This window comes from Fibrobacter sp. UWT3, from assembly GCF_900230125.1.
Taxonomy (GTDB): Bacteria; Fibrobacterota; Fibrobacteria; order Fibrobacterales; family Fibrobacteraceae; genus Fibrobacter.
In genome coordinates, this window is record NZ_OCSS01000004.1 from 45,229 (window position 1) to 61,827 (window position 16,599).

At 56.7% G+C, this 16,599-nt stretch carries 19 protein-coding genes; 6 read left to right on the forward strand and 13 right to left on the reverse strand.

Going from position 1 to position 16,599, the window contains the following annotated elements:
- Positions 1–153 precede the first annotated feature (153 nt).
- On the forward strand, positions 154–984 hold the full coding sequence (locus CRO08_RS15715) for a transporter (RefSeq protein ID WP_097037003.1): 831 nt from the start codon (positions 154–156) through the stop codon (positions 982–984).
- 189 nt (positions 985–1,173) lie between these two features.
- Entirely contained in the window at positions 1,174–1,746 is a 573-nt protein-coding gene (locus CRO08_RS15720) for a porin family protein (protein ID WP_176495182.1), read from the forward strand.
- Between the two features lie 135 nt (positions 1,747–1,881).
- On the opposite strand, the gene CRO08_RS15725 is transcribed toward CRO08_RS15720, so the two are convergent.
- Entirely contained in the window at positions 1,882–2,091 is a 210-nt protein-coding gene (locus CRO08_RS15725) for a GIY-YIG nuclease family protein (protein WP_097037005.1), read from the reverse strand.
- An 86-nt stretch (positions 2,092–2,177) separates the two neighbouring features.
- A complete protein-coding gene (locus CRO08_RS15730) occupies positions 2,178–3,995 on the reverse strand; it encodes an extracellular solute-binding protein (RefSeq protein WP_255252426.1) in 1,818 nt (605 codons plus the stop codon).
- 136 nt (positions 3,996–4,131) lie between these two features.
- Here CRO08_RS15730 and CRO08_RS15735 point away from each other — a divergent pair, with 136 nt between their 5' ends.
- Positions 4,132–6,432, forward strand: coding sequence for a glycoside hydrolase family 3 N-terminal domain-containing protein (locus tag CRO08_RS15735; protein ID WP_255252427.1), 2,301 nt, complete (start codon positions 4,132–4,134; stop codon positions 6,430–6,432).
- 36 nt (positions 6,433–6,468) lie between these two features.
- On the opposite strand, the gene CRO08_RS17465 is transcribed toward CRO08_RS15735, so the two are convergent.
- The 11 genes from CRO08_RS17465 to CRO08_RS15790 all read right to left on the reverse strand — a co-directional run bounded on the left by CRO08_RS17465 (position 6,469) and on the right by CRO08_RS15790 (position 14,119).
- Entirely contained in the window at positions 6,469–6,600 is a 132-nt protein-coding gene (locus CRO08_RS17465; protein ID WP_255252428.1) for a hypothetical protein, read from the reverse strand.
- A 200-nt stretch (positions 6,601–6,800) separates the two neighbouring features.
- Entirely contained in the window at positions 6,801–7,619 is an 819-nt protein-coding gene (rnc, locus tag CRO08_RS15745) for a ribonuclease III (protein ID WP_072813509.1), read from the reverse strand.
- A gap of 71 nt (positions 7,620–7,690) precedes the next feature.
- On the reverse strand, positions 7,691–7,930 hold the full coding sequence (gene acpP / locus CRO08_RS15750) for an acyl carrier protein (RefSeq protein ID WP_072813566.1): 240 nt from the start codon (positions 7,928–7,930) through the stop codon (positions 7,691–7,693).
- 51 nt (positions 7,931–7,981) lie between these two features.
- Positions 7,982–8,722, reverse strand: a complete 741-nt coding sequence (gene fabG, locus CRO08_RS15755; protein ID WP_097037006.1) for a 3-oxoacyl-[acyl-carrier-protein] reductase — start codon at positions 8,720–8,722, stop codon at positions 7,982–7,984.
- Positions 8,723–8,848: 126 nt separating this feature from the next.
- Complete coding sequence (gene fabD / locus CRO08_RS15760) at positions 8,849–9,769, reverse strand: ACP S-malonyltransferase (RefSeq protein WP_097037007.1); 921 nt, start codon at positions 9,767–9,769, stop codon at positions 8,849–8,851.
- A gap of 349 nt (positions 9,770–10,118) precedes the next feature.
- Positions 10,119–11,102, reverse strand: a complete 984-nt coding sequence (gene plsX, locus CRO08_RS15765) for a phosphate acyltransferase PlsX (RefSeq protein WP_097037108.1) — start codon at positions 11,100–11,102, stop codon at positions 10,119–10,121.
- A 36-nt stretch (positions 11,103–11,138) separates the two neighbouring features.
- Positions 11,139–11,327, reverse strand: coding sequence for a 50S ribosomal protein L32 (gene rpmF, locus CRO08_RS15770; protein ID WP_072813504.1), 189 nt, complete (start codon positions 11,325–11,327; stop codon positions 11,139–11,141).
- Between the two features lie 2 nt (positions 11,328–11,329).
- Positions 11,330–11,860, reverse strand: a complete 531-nt coding sequence (locus CRO08_RS15775) for a DUF177 domain-containing protein (protein WP_097037008.1) — start codon at positions 11,858–11,860, stop codon at positions 11,330–11,332.
- Between the two features lie 91 nt (positions 11,861–11,951).
- On the reverse strand, positions 11,952–12,422 hold the full coding sequence (locus tag CRO08_RS15780; RefSeq protein WP_097037009.1) for a hypothetical protein: 471 nt from the start codon (positions 12,420–12,422) through the stop codon (positions 11,952–11,954).
- Positions 12,419–12,787, reverse strand: a complete 369-nt coding sequence (locus tag CRO08_RS15785; protein ID WP_097037010.1) for a hypothetical protein — start codon at positions 12,785–12,787, stop codon at positions 12,419–12,421. The genes CRO08_RS15780 and CRO08_RS15785 overlap by 4 nt, the downstream gene beginning before the upstream one ends.
- A 15-nt stretch (positions 12,788–12,802) precedes the next feature.
- Complete coding sequence (locus tag CRO08_RS15790; protein ID WP_097037011.1) at positions 12,803–14,119, reverse strand: GntR family transcriptional regulator; 1,317 nt, start codon at positions 14,117–14,119, stop codon at positions 12,803–12,805.
- Between the two features lie 228 nt (positions 14,120–14,347).
- Here CRO08_RS15790 and CRO08_RS15795 point away from each other — a divergent pair, with 228 nt between their 5' ends.
- From CRO08_RS15795 to CRO08_RS15805, 3 genes are all read left to right on the forward strand, one after another.
- The gene (locus CRO08_RS15795) at positions 14,348–15,229 is read left to right on the forward strand and encodes a glycoside hydrolase family 26 protein (RefSeq protein WP_097037012.1); all 882 of its coding nucleotides are present in this window, start codon (positions 14,348–14,350) and stop codon (positions 15,227–15,229) included.
- 158 nt (positions 15,230–15,387) lie between these two features.
- On the forward strand, positions 15,388–15,864 hold the full coding sequence (gene queF / locus CRO08_RS15800) for a preQ(1) synthase (protein WP_097037013.1): 477 nt from the start codon (positions 15,388–15,390) through the stop codon (positions 15,862–15,864).
- Between the two features lie 2 nt (positions 15,865–15,866).
- Positions 15,867–16,577, forward strand: coding sequence for a queuosine precursor transporter (locus CRO08_RS15805; RefSeq protein ID WP_097037014.1), 711 nt, complete (start codon positions 15,867–15,869; stop codon positions 16,575–16,577).
- Positions 16,578–16,599: the final 22 nt, after the last annotated feature.

The following is a 16,599-nucleotide window of genomic DNA, read 5'->3' on the forward strand; positions in this document are numbered from 1 at the left end:
TAGCTCGGTAAAAAATCTTTTGCCGTTGTGCCCGAATTCACATCCAAAGCCTCCAATAAAGTGTTAAAGCGCACATTTTGCCCCGACAACCAGGCAAGGACGTCCCATTTTTCTAAATTTTCGGCGGTTTTGAACCATTTCCAAGGAGTCAGGATGTTCAAGAAAATTATTCTCGCGCTCGCAGTGCTCGCCTGTGCAAGTTTTGCCACATGGGACTACTATCCCATCCCGCAAAACAAGAACGGAGGCGCAGAAGCGGGCCTCTACTATGACAAGGACCACCGCTGGTCGCAAGCAGGCCTCAAGATGGGCGCCCGCCTTACGATGATCAAGAGCCTCGAAATCGCCTTTACCGGCTGGGGCTACCAGTTCTGGAACGAGGAAGACTGCTCGGGCTGCGTGAACGGCGGCGACGGGCTTCGCGACCTCACCATCGGCGGGCGTTTCGAAATCGCCCCGATGATTACCGCCTTCCTCGACTTCAACCTTCCCGTAGGTGACGACGAGTACGACGGCGCAGGCACGAACCCGCCCTCCAGCGGAGAATTCTCCATCTACGCAGGTGCGCAGTTCTCGGCCCCGACAAAGATGGACGGGCTCCTGTTCGGCACGGAAGCGGGCTTCCTCTGGGGTTTCGAGCACGACAACCACGAGCGCGGGCTCGACATCCATGTGGGCGCCGAAGTGGGTTACACCATCCCGAAAGTCGGCCTTACCCCCTATATCGGCATGCTCCTCAAGTTCCGCCTCAGCGAGAGCGTATGGTACGATGGCAACGATACCGAACACGGCTATGCCGACCGCAGATCCCGCCAGTACAACCTCTGGATGGGTATCGCCTACGACATCACGCCGATGATTACCGTGAAGGGACAGTTTATCTTCCGCAACGAGAAGTACAAGGGCGTTTGGACTGACGGGAACCCGCACCACCTCGGTGGCGACGCCAACGGGCTCTACATGGCGGCAGTTTTCAATTTCTAGCTTTTTTTCGCACAATATAACAGCGAACTACGAATTATTTAGAAAGTATTAGGACGACGCGGGTAAAATCCGCGCCGTTTTTTATTTTTTGAGAAAAATCACATTTTCCGGGACACACGCACTTTTTTTATGGCAAAAGTGCGTTTTTTATATTATATTTTTTTAAAACCACAAACAAAAGGATTCAATATGCTCAAGAAAATCATTTTGGCAGCGGTTGTCGCAGCGACGGCTTCCTTTGCACAGATCAACGTCGGTGTCCGCGCAGGCCTCGACATGAACACCTTCTGGGGTGACGACACCGAAGACGCCGCTTCCGGAATCGGTTTCCAGGCCGGTGTCGGCATGAAGATGTCCCTCCCGATGCTCCCCATCACCGTGGCACCGGAAGTCGTAATCGACATGCGTAACTTCGACCCGAGCGACAACGTTACCCTGACCGAATGGGCCTTGGACATCCCGGTGCTCGTCCGCTTCTCCCTGCTCCCGATTCTCTACCTCGAAGCCGGTCCGGAATTCGCATTCAACCTGAGCGTTTCTGCCGAAGATGACGACGGTCACGAAATCGAATACGACGACGACTACTTCAACACCTTCGAATTCGACCTGGTGTTCGGTGTCGGTACCGGCATCGTTCCGCTGGTCGACATCGACTTCCGCGTGGTTCTCGGTATGACCAACTTCTTCGCCGACCCGAAGCTCGGCGATCCGCTCGATGTTTCGAACATGCAGTTCGTTCTCGGCGCCACCTACTGGTTCTAACCGAAACTGCTAGCGCATAGCATTTAAAAAAAACGTGCAGCGATGCACGTCTTTTTTTATACCCGAATGTCACCCTGGAGCAAGGCGCAGGCCAATGCTGTCATCCTGGAGCCCTGTCAAGGGCGATAGGATCCATTACAATTTAAAGAACAAGTCATCCCATTCAGGATTCATCGACTGTATCAAGGCAATCTTCTTTTCCCGGAGCAAATTCTTCTTTGTAAAGCCTCCAAAGACCTTCTCCTTATGTTGCATTACTCGATTTTTCAAATCGCTCGTAACACCTACATATAAGGTTCCATTTCTCTTATTGAACAGAATGTACGTGTACCCTTTCTTTTGCATGAATTGGAAAGTACAAAAAGAGCCATTGAAAAACAATGGCTTGGATTCTATCGGCCCCGAAGGGGCCTCCAGAATGACAAGATGGGTTATCTCACGTCATACACCGGGACCGGCAAACTCTCGCCGGCCTTCATCGCGGCGTCAAGTTTCTTGGACTTCTCCGGGTCAAGCCACCAGTAGACGGGAATGGCGTCTTCGCGGTTGAAATGGTCCAGCACACCAGCAGGAGTGCCGTAGCGGTTCCAGTAGAGGATGCGGTGGTGGTCGCACTGCCACATGAGCACGTACGGCACGATTTCGGCGAGGCGGTTATCGAGCGCCTTCAGGATTTCGTTCCGCTTCGCGAGGTCGAATTCCGTCTTCTGCAGGTTGATGAGGCTGTCGACAACTTTATCCTGAACGCCGGCCAGGTTGTTCGTCCCCTTGTCCATCGCGGTAGCAGAAGACCAGCTGGCTTCCGGGTCGCGGAGGCGGCCAGCACCCCAGTTCACCCAGTAAAGGTCAAAGTCGGCATCGTCCAGACGCTTGCGCAAAGTACTCTGGCTCATCTGCTCGATGGTCGCCACCACGCCCACCTTCTTCAGGTCTTCCTGGAACAGCGTGAGGTGGCGCAGGTCTTCCTGGCTCGTGATGAAGTTAATCGCAAACGGCTTGCCATCCTTCTCGAGCACGCCCTGGCCGTTCACCTTGTAGCCCGCCTCAGCAAAGAGCGCGCGGGCGCTATCCGGATTGAACGTGTAGAGCGGCGCCGTCGGGTTCTTGTTGCCTTCCCACAGGTCGGGGTAGTAGCTGTTCAGCAAGAAGTACTGGCCGAACATGTACTTCTCGTTCATCGCCTCGCGGTTCAGGAGCATCGAAAGGGCGCGGCGGACGCGCACGTCCTGGAACTGCGGCTTGCGCAGGTTGATGGCCATGCCCTGGAACCCGATGGGCTCCTTGTTGAAAATGCGCTGTTTCACGGCCCAGCCCTTCTTCACGGCGTCGAAGTCGGTCTGCTTCATCCAGATGCTGCTCGTGTAAATCGCATAAGCGTTGAAGTCCTGCTTCTTGAAGGCTTCCAGCGCCTTCGTCTGGTCGTTCATGAAGCGGTAGCGGATTTTCTGGAAGTTGTACTTGCCGCGGTTCCAGTTCTTGTGGAAACCCCACCAGTCGGCGCGACGTTCCAGTTCCACATAGCGGTCCTCGCGGAAGGTCTTGATCTTGTACGGACCCGAGACTACTGGGAACTCGTAGCGGATCTGGTTGAAGTCCTTCCCTGCCCAGGCGTGCTTCGGGAACGCGAGCATGCCCGCGGCTTCCCAGAAGTTACCCCAGTGCGATTCCTTCGCGGTCATCTTCACCGTGAGGCTGTCGACCACCTCCGGGCGGTCGAAACGGCTAAGCCCGACCTTGAAAATCGGCGTGAGGTTCTTCTCGTCCATGATGACGTCGTAGTAGTACTGCACGTCCTCGGCGGTGACGGGCTTGCCGTCGCTCCACCGGGCCCGCGCATCTACGTGGAAGGTGAACGTCTTGCCGTCTTCCGATACGCTCCAGCTGTCGGCGAGGATACCCACTTCGCGGTCCTCGGTGGAGTGCAGACTCACGAGCGGCTCGAACATCATACCCATAAGCTCGGCAGAAAAGCTGTTGTAGTCTTCCCACATGTTGAACGACTTCGGCATCGCAGAGCCCCAGAGGGTAATCGTCCCGCAGGGGCGAGCGTCCTTGGAGGCAACCGGGTCGAACTCGCCCGTTGCGGTGGAATCGACCGGCAATTCCGGGCAGTTCAACTCGGCGTTCTTGCCCGCAGGCTTCGCGCCCGCAGAGCCCTGCTCGTTGCAGGCGGTAAGGGAAAACATCGTTACCAGGGCCAGCGCACCAAGGCCAGCAGCACGAAAAACAGGGAAGGAAAAATGTTTCATACCCCACAAAATAGATTTATTCGCCCTATTTTTGGGAAAAACGCGCCTGTTTTCCATCGTACACAAGAAATAGCAGACTTTTTTCCAAAATGCGCATCCGCGAAAATAGATTTACCTTGTAAAACAAGGTAAAATCATGAAACTTACAAAAATCGGCATTTTCACAGTCACCGCCTGCACGCTAGCGCTGGCAGACATTACCGGTACCGTCGTCGACGAATCGGGCACGCCCCTCCAGAACGCAGTCGTCTCCATGAGGAACCTCCCGAGCCTCCTTTCGAACGCACGCACCCTCACCGACACCCAGGGCAAATTCGTCTTCACCGACGAATCGAGCGCCATCAAGGGAGCACTCGATATCAGGAACGACCGCCTGGTGCTGAATGCCAAGAAGAATGCCGCCATCGAGATTCTCGACCTGACCGGGAAGATTGTCAAAAGCAAGACCCTCGACACCAGCACGCGCACCTACCCCATCAAGGACGCAAACAAACTAACAGCCGGATTGCCGAACGGGATGTACGTCGTGACCGTCAACATCGACGGGAAACGCACCCCGCTTTCTAAAGTCAGCACCACGGCCAACGTGAAGACCGCGCTCAAGAAGGAAGGCGGCGAGAGCCTGGTCATCCGCAAAGCAGGATTCCTGCCCGAGACCCTCAGCGTTAACGGCCCGAAGGACTACGGCCAGATTACCCTGAAGCGCGACCCCATCGAAACGACAATCGACAACCTCATCGCCACCATGTCGACCGACGACATGATCGCCCAGATGACGCAGGCACAGGCCCCCACGACAAGCTGCGGCGGCTCTACCTGCGGTTCTGCACTCGAGGGCGGTGGCGGATACACCTCCAGCTTCTACTCCCGCGCCTGGAACAAGAGCATTCCCATCATTTACGGCAAGGACAACGTGCACGGCATGGGCGACGTGAAGAACGCCACCATATTCCCGCACAACATCGGGCTCGGAGCCACCCGCGATTCCGCGCTGGTCCGCAGGATAGGCCAGGCCGTCGCAGAAGAAATGTGGGCGGCACATATCGACCTGAACTTCGCACCCGCAGTGACTGTCCCGCAGGATGAGCACTGGGGCCGCATGTACGAAGGATTCGGCGAGACCCCGGAACTCGCCGCAAGCCTCGGTGCCGCATATGTGCGCGGGCAACAGGGCGACCGCTTCAACGCGGAATGGCGCGTCATCAGCACCGCGAAGCACTTCGTTGGCGACGGCGCCACCGACAACGGTCACGACCGCGGCAACGCCACCATGACCGACAAGGAACTCTACGAGAAGTACCTGCCGCCCTACGAGGCCGTCGTCGAGCAGGGCGTGCTGAGCGTCATGGCGAGCTTCAACCAGATTAACGGAATCCACCAGCATGTCGATTCCGCAAGGCTTACCGGAATCCTCAAGACCGAACTCGGGTTCGACGGCTACGTGATTGCCGACTGGGAAGGCATCGAGAACTCCACCACGCCGGGGGCCGCGGGCGACTACTCCGGAACCGTGACAGGCACTTCCTCGAAGGACGCCATCAAGAACGCCATCAATGCGGGCATCGACATGGCAATGGTACCGTCTTCTGCCGCAGATTTCGTGAGCAACATGAAGTCGCTCGTACAGGCGGGGCAGATCAGCCAGGACCGCATCAAGGACGCCGTCCGCAGGATTCTGCGTGCAAAGATTCGTGCCGGAAGGCTCGACAACCCGAACGGTCCCAGCGCATACGTAGGCGTCACCAGCAACATCGGGAGCGCCGCCCACAGGCAGATTGCCCGCGAGGCCGTGCAGAAGAGCCTCGTCGTGCTCAAGAACGAGAGCGTTCTCCCGCTGGCGACTACAGACAAGGTGTTCCTTACCGGAAGCCACGCAAACAATACCGGGCTTCAGTGCGGCGGCTGGACGCAAGGCTGGCAGGGCAGCACCAGCAACAACATCTCAGGCGCGACCTCCATCCAGGCCGGTTTTGACGAAGTCGCGAGCGGCGCCCGCGTCACCTCCGCCGACGCGGCAGGTACCATCGTCTACGTAATCGGCGAAGTCCCGTATGCCGAATGGTACGGCGATTTCCGCAACGGCGACTTCAACAACAAGGTCATCTCTTCCGCAAGCTACGAGGGCGTTTCCTTCAGCACCACCGATTCCTACATATCGCAAATCAAGAACTGGCAATCCGCAGGGCACAAGGTCGCCGTCGTGTTCATCACCGGCCGTCCGCTCCCCGTCACCTCGCTCATCGAGGCCGCCGACGCATTCGTGGTCGCATGGCTCCCCGGCAGCGAAGGTGCTGGCGTTGCCGACGTGCTATTCGGCAAGGTATCGCCCACGGGCAAGCTTCCGCACACCTGGCCCAAGGATGCAAGCCAGATTCCCATCAACGAAGGCGACGGGAAAGAGGGATTGTATCCATATGGTTACGGACTGACATACTAGGCGTCTCCCCTGCATTGGGGCGCACCTTGTTTATATCTAAAAAGTTCGTTCGCGCACGACGTATTGCGGCGACTGGTTGATGCTGATGTAGATACGGCCGACATATTCACCGATAAGCCCGAGCAGCAGCATGATCATGCCGCCCACAAAGAGCAACGTGGCAAGCATGCTGGTATAGCCCACGGGAACTTCGGGATTGAGAAATTTCTGATAAACGATGTAGAGGCCTGCGACAAACCCGACAAGGGCGCTCAGGAACCCGACTCGTCACACCGCAGTCCACCGTCATACCGAAGCCACGTGGTGGCGAGAGCATCCATGGACAACTTGTGCCTTCGGCATCAAGATGACTCACTCTTTCGTCTAATCTACGGTCTAAAATACCTTTTCGGCTTGACGGGTTTCTCGCCGGACGGCTGCGGGGCGTTCTTCTCGCGCTCCGCCTCCTCGGCCTTGAGCATTTCGAGCGTCGTGCGGGCCGCTTCCTGCTCCGCCTTCTTCTTGTTCGGGCCCGTCCCGCGGCCGTAGACCTTGCCGTTCACGTGAACCTCGGCGGTGAACACCTTCTCGTGTTCCGGCCCCGACTCGTCCACAATCTTGTATTCCGGCGCCACGTGAATAGAGCTCCCCTGGGTGTATTCCAGCAGGGCGCTCTTGTAGTTCACGAAGTCTTCGGCGCTCATGATTTCCGCCACCCGCGGGAAATGGAACCGGTTGAGAATCGCCCGGACCTCGTCGAGCCCGCCATCCAGGTAAACCGCCCCGAGAACCGCCTCGTAGGCGTCGGCCAGGATGCTTTCCTTGCCCCGACCGCCCATCTTGGCCTCGGACTTGCCTATCTTGACGTACTCGCCCAAATCCCATTCCTTCGAGGACTGCGCGCAGGCGTGCCCCGAGACGATGGCGCTCTTCCGCTTTGAGAGTTCGCCCTCCGGGTCGTTCGGGAAGGCCTTGTACAGGTACTCCGTGGTGAGCATGTTCAGCACGGAATCGCCCAAAAACTCGAGCCGCTCGTTGTTGCTCGTGTACGAGATGTCCTTCCCCATCAGGTAGGACCGGTGGACCAGGGCGTGAGCCAGCAGTTCCGGTTCGCGGAACCGGTACCCGAGCTTCGCCTCAAGCCCGTCACCGGACTTCTGGCGAAACCAGAGTTTTAAGACTTTATGCAAAAGGGTTTGATTTTCCATAGGCGGTAAAGAAAAAGGGCAACCCGTCCGGGGTCGCCCTATTTAGTCCTGTTTTCGAAGAACCCGGCTAATTAAGCCTTCTTGGCTTCGATGAAGGCGACCACGTCAGCAACCTTCTGGAACTTTTCGGCGTCAGAATCGAGGATTTCGACTTCGAATTCGTCTTCGATAGCCATCACGAGTTCGACGCGATCGAGAGAGTCAGCACCGAGATCGTTGCCGAATTCGGATTCGGGCTTCACGTCTTCGGCCTTAACGCCCAGCTTGTCAACGATAACAGCGGTGACCTTCTTGAAAATTTCTTCGTTCATTGTAATCTCCATTTGGATTGATTGTTTGACTTAAAATTTAGTAAAAAACGCCTAGGCGTTCAACCCCCCGTCAACCCCCAGAATCTGGCCTGTGATGTAGCAGGCATCGTTGGAGGCCAAAAAAGCGACCGCATTGGCCACATCTTCGGGCTTTCCGATACGTCCGAGGGGGATCTGGGCTGCATATTTTTCCTTGGTGGCATCGTCCATGGCGGCAGTCATGTCCGTCCCGATAAAGCCGGGGGCGATGGCGTTCACCGTAATGCCGCGGGAGGCAAATTCCCTGGAATTCGAGCGGGTCATACCGATAATGCCCGCCTTGGCGGCGGCGTAGTTGGCCTGGCCGGCCTGGCCGCGCAGGGCATTGATGCTCGAAATATTGATGATTCGGCCGGTGCGCTTGCCCATCATGGTGCGGGCCACGGCACGGGTGCAAAGGAACACGGAACGCAGGTTCGTGGCAATCACGGCGTCAAATTCCTCGTCCTTCATGCGCATCAGGAGGCCGTCGCGGGTAATACCGGCGTTGTTCACCAAGATGTCTACCGTACCCATGTCGGCAATAATCTGCTTGAACACGTTCTGCACCGTTTCGGAGTCGGCCACGTTGCATGCGTAGCTCTTGACCTGCACCCCAAGTTCGGCGGAAAGTTTGGCCGCCAGGTCTTCCTTGACCGAGGTAGAGAGGATGGCGACGTCGGCACCCTCGCTTGCAAGCTTGGTGGCGATGGCGAGACCGATACCGCGGGAAGCGCCGGTCACGATGGCTTTTTTACCTGTAAGTTTACCCATAGTAGAACCTCTTTCTGTTAACCGTGTCATTCTGAGCGGAGCCACCAGGCGTAGTCGAAGAATCTAAAATTGACTCAAAAGAGATCCTTCGATGCGCTTCGCTTACTCAGGATGACACTCTGAATGTTATCCCTTAAGTGCCTGGAATGCCTCGATGGTTTCGACCGGAGTGACCTTCACGTCGCGGCTGATCTTACGCATCAGGCCCATGAGCACCTTGCCGGAACCCACTTCGACACCCTGCGTCACGCCCAAGGACATAGCCTTGTTCATGCAATCGTTCCAGCGGACCGGAGACACCAGTTGGCGCACCAGCAGGTCGGCAATTTCGCTACCCTTCGTGACCGGTTCGGCAATCACGTTGGCAATCACCGGCTTTTCGACATCGTTGAACTTGGTCTTCGCGATGGCTTCGGCAAGGCCAGCCTGGGCGAACTGCATCAGCGGGCTGTGGAAGGCACCCGAAACGGCGAGCGGAATAGCCTTGATACCGGCGGCACCGCAGTTTTCGACGAGTTTGTTCACGCCGGCGACCGCACCGGACACCACGATCTGGCCCGGGCAGTTGATGTTCGCGGGCACCACAGCACCCACATCCTTCACGGCTTCGCAAAGTTCAAGAATCTTGGCTTCGTCCTGGCCCATGATGGCAGCCATGGCACCCGGGTTCTTGCTACCGGCGCTGGCCATAAGTTCACCGCGGGTACGCACCAGGCGGAGACCCTCTTCGAAGCTGAAACCGCCGGCAGCATAGATGGCGGAATATTCACCGAGGGAGTGACCCGCCACGTAGTCGAACGCGAAACCTTCGGACTTGAGGAGTTCCATCACCATGGCAGACACGGTAAAGAGAGCCGGCTGCGTGTTGTCGGTGCTCTTCAAGACTTCTTCGGGACCTTCGGCCATGAGCTTCGAGAGCGAGAAGCCGAGAATCTCATCGGCCTGCATCATGAGTTTCTTGGCCGGTTCAAAAGTAGAAGCGAGCGTCTGGCCCATGCCCACGTACTGGGCGCCCTGACCCGGGAAAAGCAAAATCGTCTTAGACATTATATACATACCTCTGCGGTTAGCCCGCAATTTTTGTTCCCCCCAAATTTAAAAAAGAACGGTGGGATTTCTAGAGCCGCCGGGCAAAAACCGCGCAATCCCCCGCAAATGAAAGGAAAATAGAATGTTTTTGTAAGCAGGTACGAAATGAGACTAGGGAGGGCTACGCACGACTAGCCCTCCCTAAGACCCTCCCGACGCGCACATAATTGCCTAGAACAAGGCAAAGGTTTTAGGGTTGCGGCAATTAAGTGCACGCGCACACCTTCGGTGTGCATATAAAAAAAAGAGACGGAACCGCAAGGTTCCGTCCCCAAAAGCCTTTTGCAAACAAACTAACTAAAGCCGGTTACTTGGCTTCGGCGGGTTCGTCCTTGATGGCGAGCAAGCGTTCGTTGACGTTCTTCGAGACACCCTTCTCAGCGTACTTGGCGGCAACTTCCACAGCCTTCTCGATTGCGAGGGCGTCGGAGCGGCCGTGAGCGATGATGCCCGTGCCGTTGAGGCCGAGGAGCAGGGCTCCACCCGTCATGCGGTAATCCCACATCTCGTCGAAACGACGACCTTCGGGAGTATCGATAACACCGAACATCTTCTTGTGCAGTTCATAGAAGCCTTCGAGCATCTTCAATACAACGTTGCCCGTATAGCCCGAGGTCACCACCACGTCGGCGACACCTTCGATAAGCGTTTCACCTTCGATATTGCCGATGAAGTTCACCGGGGCGGACTTCAACAGCTGGTGCGCTTCCTGGAGCACCGCCGGACCCTTGTGTTCTTCTTCGCCCATGTTGAGGAGGCCGACCTTCGGCTTCTCGTAACCGAAGTAGGTCTCGGCGAAGGCGGAACCCGCGATGGCGAAATCCACCAGCGTGGAGGCGCGTTCATCGACGTTCGCACCGGCATCGACCAAGATGATCGGACGGTCGGCGGTCGGGATGACGCAGCCGATGGGCGGACGGCTGAACTTGTCGGTCGTACGGCCCAGAAGCATGAGGCAGCTAGCCATCATGGCACCGGAGTTACCGGCACTCACGGAAGCATCGACCATGCCCTTCTTCTGCAGGGCCACACAGGTCACCAGGCCGGAGTGCGGCTTGGTCTTGAGAACCTGAACAGGGTGTTCGTCCATGGCCACAGGATCCGGTGCATCGACCACGGAAATGCCTTTGCCAGCATAGCCAAGTTTTTCGAGCTTAGCCTTGACCACGGCCTCCGGTCCGCACAGGACCACGTGCAGGTTGGCGTTCTTATTGACTGCGTTTACCGCACCTTCAACAACGACGTCGGGGGCGAAATCGCCGCCCAGAGCATCAAGAGCAACTTTTACCATGAACATCTCCTTGCAACAAGCGTTGCATTCAACGAATTAGGCTTCGGCGTCCTTCATGTTGACAACTTCGACACCATTGTAGTAGCCACAAACCGGGCACACGCGGTGCGGGCGCTTTGCAGAACCGCAGTGGTCGCAGGTAGCCATCGCGGGCACTTCCATCTTCCAGTGGGTGCGGCGCTTGTCACGACGGGCGGTCGAGGTTTTTCTTTTAGGTACTGCCATTTTTAACTCCTATTTTCCATTTTGCTCTTTAGAGCCTTGAGTTTCTCCCAGCGCGGGTCCATGGGCTTTGCGGCCTCGTCGGAACCTTCGTCGGGCGGATTGTTTGATACAAAGATAAAATCTTCGTCAGGATTTTTCACGGGCGCGACCGGTTCTTGCAGTAAAACCAGCTGTCGGATGCACTCGGATACATCTACGAAGTCCTGCCCCTGGGGAATCTTGTAGGCGAAGACATCTGCATCGTCCTCGTCCAGCTCCTGCTTTGCGATAGGGAGCCTCTCGACCTCCGCCACGATTTCGGTCGTAAACGGGCGGTCGAACAAGTCCAGCGTCCTGGAACAGGTCAGAGTTTGCACTCCGGAGAGCGTACCGGTCACGAGACACTTACCGGGGCCTTCGGGGCTCACCAGCACCTCGGCTACCAGATCGCCCTTGAGGTGCAGTTCGTCGAAGATTTCGGGAGCGTCGGCATGGGACCAGACTGCTCGGCGGTCTTCGGGTTCAGTAAGTTTCTGTGCGATATCGATTCTCAAAGTGGCCCAAATTTAATAAAAAACAAGCCTGATTTCAACATTCAGGCTTAAACTATATGCGGGAGGGGGACAGCTCGGAGTTTTAGCCGTTCTATTTGCTCGGGTCGGGCTGGTCCCAGGGGTAGGCCAGGACCGCAGAATCGGGCGGCATCACGGGTATCATGACCTCCGTCGGGAAGTATTCCGTAGTCGTGGTGATGTATTCCAGGGGCAGCAGTGCTCCGGCAGCAATGCCCATCGGCATCCCGACCGCCTTGACCGCGACCTTGGTCGCGCTCTCGGTCGTCCCCCTGCGCAGAATGGTCTGCGTGCTATACCCGCCATCGCCACGGTGTATCACCGCCTCCCCATACACGACGCCGTTCTTTTCGGCCTCCAGGTACATCTCGTCGCCTCCGGCAACCGGGGCTTTGCAGTTCCTAGAGTCGTCGCAGACCTTCTTGCCGTTACAGTAGATGGCATAGCCTTCGCGGGAATCGTCCACCTCGACCTTCACGGTCGCACCGCCGGCAAGCACCGCGGGCACAACGCCACACGCCATCACAAGGAGAATCTTCTTCATCGGATTTTCTCCTTCGAGACGCGGCTCACTATGGGAATGAATTCATTCGGGTCGTATGCGATGTGGCGGTAAACCCATATGAGGGAGTTGTCCTTCGACTTGCGCATCTCGAACACGACAACGACGCCCGCCGTATCGCGGACCAGCTGCAGTTGCAGTTTCCGGTTGCTCTGCTGTTCGTCCTCGACCAGCGTCACGTTGTCATCGATGATTACATACTGCTTGGTCAGCACGCGCAGGCGCTCGCCGTAATCCGGGTGTACTCCTTCTACTTGCACCGGGGGCATGTACACCTTGGAACACCCGCAAAGCATTGCGGCGCAAAGCAGCATAGCCATAAAACCAAAGCGAACGAACAAATTCATAGGCTTCAATATAAATTATTTCTCCACCACGGAGCCGGAGAGTTCGCGGAAGTCGTCCTTCTTGTAGAGCGTGACCCCAGGCGACACGATGTGGAACACCGACTGTTCCGCAAGCGTATCAAGGTTGAACCTGAAGGAATCCAGACGGATGCGGTAGCTGTCCACCGTATTGTCGAAAGAAACCACATAGGGCGGGCGCGCAAGTTCCCCGCGCATGAACATGCGGTGCAGCGCAAGGCCGACCTCGTCGTTCACTACGACCCAGGCATCGACATCGTGCGGGAGTTTAGCGGCAAGGCGCGCGACAACTTCTTCGAAAAATGCCGGAGGTTCCTTGCTGAATTCGAACGGACTTGCGCGTTCGGCATCCACCGCCTCGAAAACATTCAGGCCCGATTTCTTGAGCCCGTTCAGGCGATCGATGGACCAGGAACTCAAATGGTACGGCGATATGTAGGCAACATTCGAGCAGCCCTTTTCACGCAAGAAACGCCCCACCGCCCTTCCCGGGAACTCACCGAAGGCGAGATTGAAGAAGGCGTACCGCGGTTCCTTCTTGAGGGCGCGCGGGATTTCAGAAAGCGGGTGTTCCCACCAGACCGATATGGGGAATCGCGTCCTCGCAAAATGCATAAAGAGGCGGCCCGGTTTAAAGACGAGCATCGTGGAAAGTATCGCCCCGAAGGCATCGCGAAATGTCTCGGGCAACACGGCATTGCCCGCACTGTCGAGGAACCGGCCCGAATCCTCGTGGTACCCGAGAACATGCACGCGCAACTTGCGCTTCTCGGCCTCGGCGTACACCTTCTGCATGAATTCCAGTTCACGCTCCCCCAGGCAGTAGAAATCCCCCGTCGGGTTAGCGCGCATCACCAACAATATCTCCTTCGCCTTCGGGGCATGCGCCGTGCGGAAAAAGAACCGCCCGCGACCGCGGCGCGAAAGGATACCCGCCGCCTGCAATTTTTCGAGAGTGCGTCTCATGGAACCGACCGAAGTTTCGTACTGCATACAAAGTTCCTTGATGGTCGGGAGAGGAGCATCGGTCGCAAAGTGCCCGGATTTCCAGTCCTCCTGGAGCAGGCGTTCCAGCCGTTCCACCACCTGCTCGCGCACGGGCGGCTCCGGCAAGGCGACCTTGACGGAGCCCCAGAAATAGCCGTTGCCCTGCTCGCCATGAATCATCTTCTTGTCGATGAGTTTGCGGTAGGCGCGGAATACGGTACACGTCGACGCAGAGAGCTGTTCCGACACGCTGCGCACCGATGGCAGGCGGTCACCTTCCCTGAAGTTCGAGGACTCCAGCCACTTGCAGATTTCATTTACCGTCATTTTTCAACCTCCCGGGACTCGAAACGTGTACGGAGATCCCCGCCTTCTCCCCAAAGAGGATAACTCTACTATGGCAACAAGTTGCCAAGTATCGTATAGCGGGGATGACAAAAGTGCGTCACATCACACCGGCGTAAAACACTAGATACACTTTGGAAAATAATAAAAAAACGCGTCCTCCGCCAACAGCAAACGAAAAAATATCTTTACCCTAACACCGGAGGTTACATGCAAAAAACAATCCAGATAGGGGCATGGGTTGGCGGTAACGGACAGTATCCGCAACCCACGGCAGGCAACATCCAGGCATTCCAGGCTCTCCAGGGAGGTCGTGCAGAACTCTTGAGCCTGTTCGCACTGTTCGATATAAACACATGGGACTGGGTAGAGCCATTCGCCGAAACGGCACGCGAGAACGGGTCAACGCTCGTCATCACGTGGATGCCGAACGGCTACAGTGCACGCAAAATCATCTACGGGGAAGCCGACCCCTACATACGCCATTTCGCAAAGGGCGTCAAGAAGTACGGCCACGAAGTCTGGCTCCGCCCGCTGCACGAGGCGAACGGGGACTGGTACGACTGGGGCGTGGGCAAGCTCGGCGCAGGCAACACCGACGCGGACGTCGCCGAAGCCTTCCGGCACATCGTAAGGATATTCCGCGAGGAATCCGTCAAGAACGTCAAGTGGGTGTGGACGACAAATTCCTCGAACGTGGGCGAAAACACGACCTTCACGGGAACCTACCCCGGCGACGACTTCGTGGACTACATCTCCATCGACGGCTACAACTGGGGCGACAAGAAATGCTGGTCCCGCTGGAAGAGCTTCTCGGAAGTCTTCCGGAAGTCGTACAACGCGCTCGCGGACATCGACAAGCCGATGCTTATCGCTGAGACGTCGTGCACGGAATCGGGCGGGAACAAGGCAGAATGGATAACCGACATGTTCAGGGTGCTGCCCGTGGAATTCCCGAGGATTTTCGCCATCATGTGGTTCAACCAGAGCAAGAGCTTCGAGGCGGACTGGGCGCTCGACACGTCGAGTGCGGCAGTGGATGCCTGGAAGGCGGGACTCAACGCTCCCCACCGAGTTGCAGCATCACGGTGATGCCGTAGCCGGATTATCCCGCTTCATCCGGGCTTTGATAAAAGCCCGGATTTTTTTATCTTTGGGCCAGTCAGTTCGAAATTCCATCCTGACTTTAGGCGGCAACATCAGTATACAAGATGCCTCGCCAGCCTATAAACCAAAACTAGGAGATTTGTATGCGTTCTGAAGCAGAACTCGAGGGCGTCACGCTGCTCGGCAACAACAAAACACAGTACAAGACCACATACAGCCCCGAAGTGCTCGAGAAGTTCCCGAACAAGCACCCGGGAAACGACTACATGGTCACCTTCAACTGCCCGGAATTCACGAGCCTCTGCCCGAAAACCGGCCAGCCCGACTTTGCCGAGATCAAGATTAACTACATCCCGGACCAGTTCCTGGTGGAATCGAAGTCCCTCAAGCTCTACATGTTCAGTTTCCGTAACCACGGAGACTTCCACGAGGACTGCGTGAACATCATCATGAAGGACCTGGTGAAACTCCTGGACCCGAAGTATATCGAAGTCGAAGGGCTGTTCATGCCCCGCGGCGGTATTTCGCTCTACCCCTTCGCCAACTACGGCAAGCCGGGCACCGAATTCGAGGCCCTCGCAAAAAGCAGGCTGTTTGCAGCAATCGACCGGAGAAAGTAACCATGCAAAACGAAATAGTCCTCATCGCATCCGTCTTCGTGTTCTTCGGCGGCCTCGTCGGCTTTTTCCGTTTCTTTGGCAAGCAGGGCATTTTCGCGTGGACCGTCATCTGCACCATCGCCGCAAACATCGAGGTGCTTATCCTGGTGCACGCCTTCGGGCTCGATACCACGCTCGGGAACGTCATCTTCGCGTCCTCGTTCCTCGCGACCGACATCATGAGCGAAATCTTCGGAAAAAAAGAAGCCAACCGCTGCGTGAAAATCGGCATCCTCGCGAACATCACATTCATTTTGATTTCACAGAGCTGGTTCCTGTACATTCCCGCCGAGGGCGACACGATGGCAGAACCCATCCGCACCGTATTCGCGAATACCCCGCGCGTGATGCTCGCAAGCCTGTTCGCCTATGCCGTCTGCGAGATGTTCGACGTGTGGGCCTACCATGCCTGGTGGAAATGGACCGAAAAGAAGTTCGGTGACAAGCGCGGGTTCCTGTGGCTCCGCAACAACGGTTCCACCCTCGTAAGCCAGCTTATCAACGTGGTGGTGTTCAACCTGCTTGCCTTCGCGGGCGTATTCCCGTGGAACACCATCGGCGAAATCCTCGTCTTCGGGTACGGCATCTTCATCGTGACCTCCCTGATGGATACACCATTCGTGTACCTCGCACGGCGCATCGCCGACAAGCACCCCGAACTCGTGAAGGGGTAGCGTCTACCCCAAAAATCGTAAA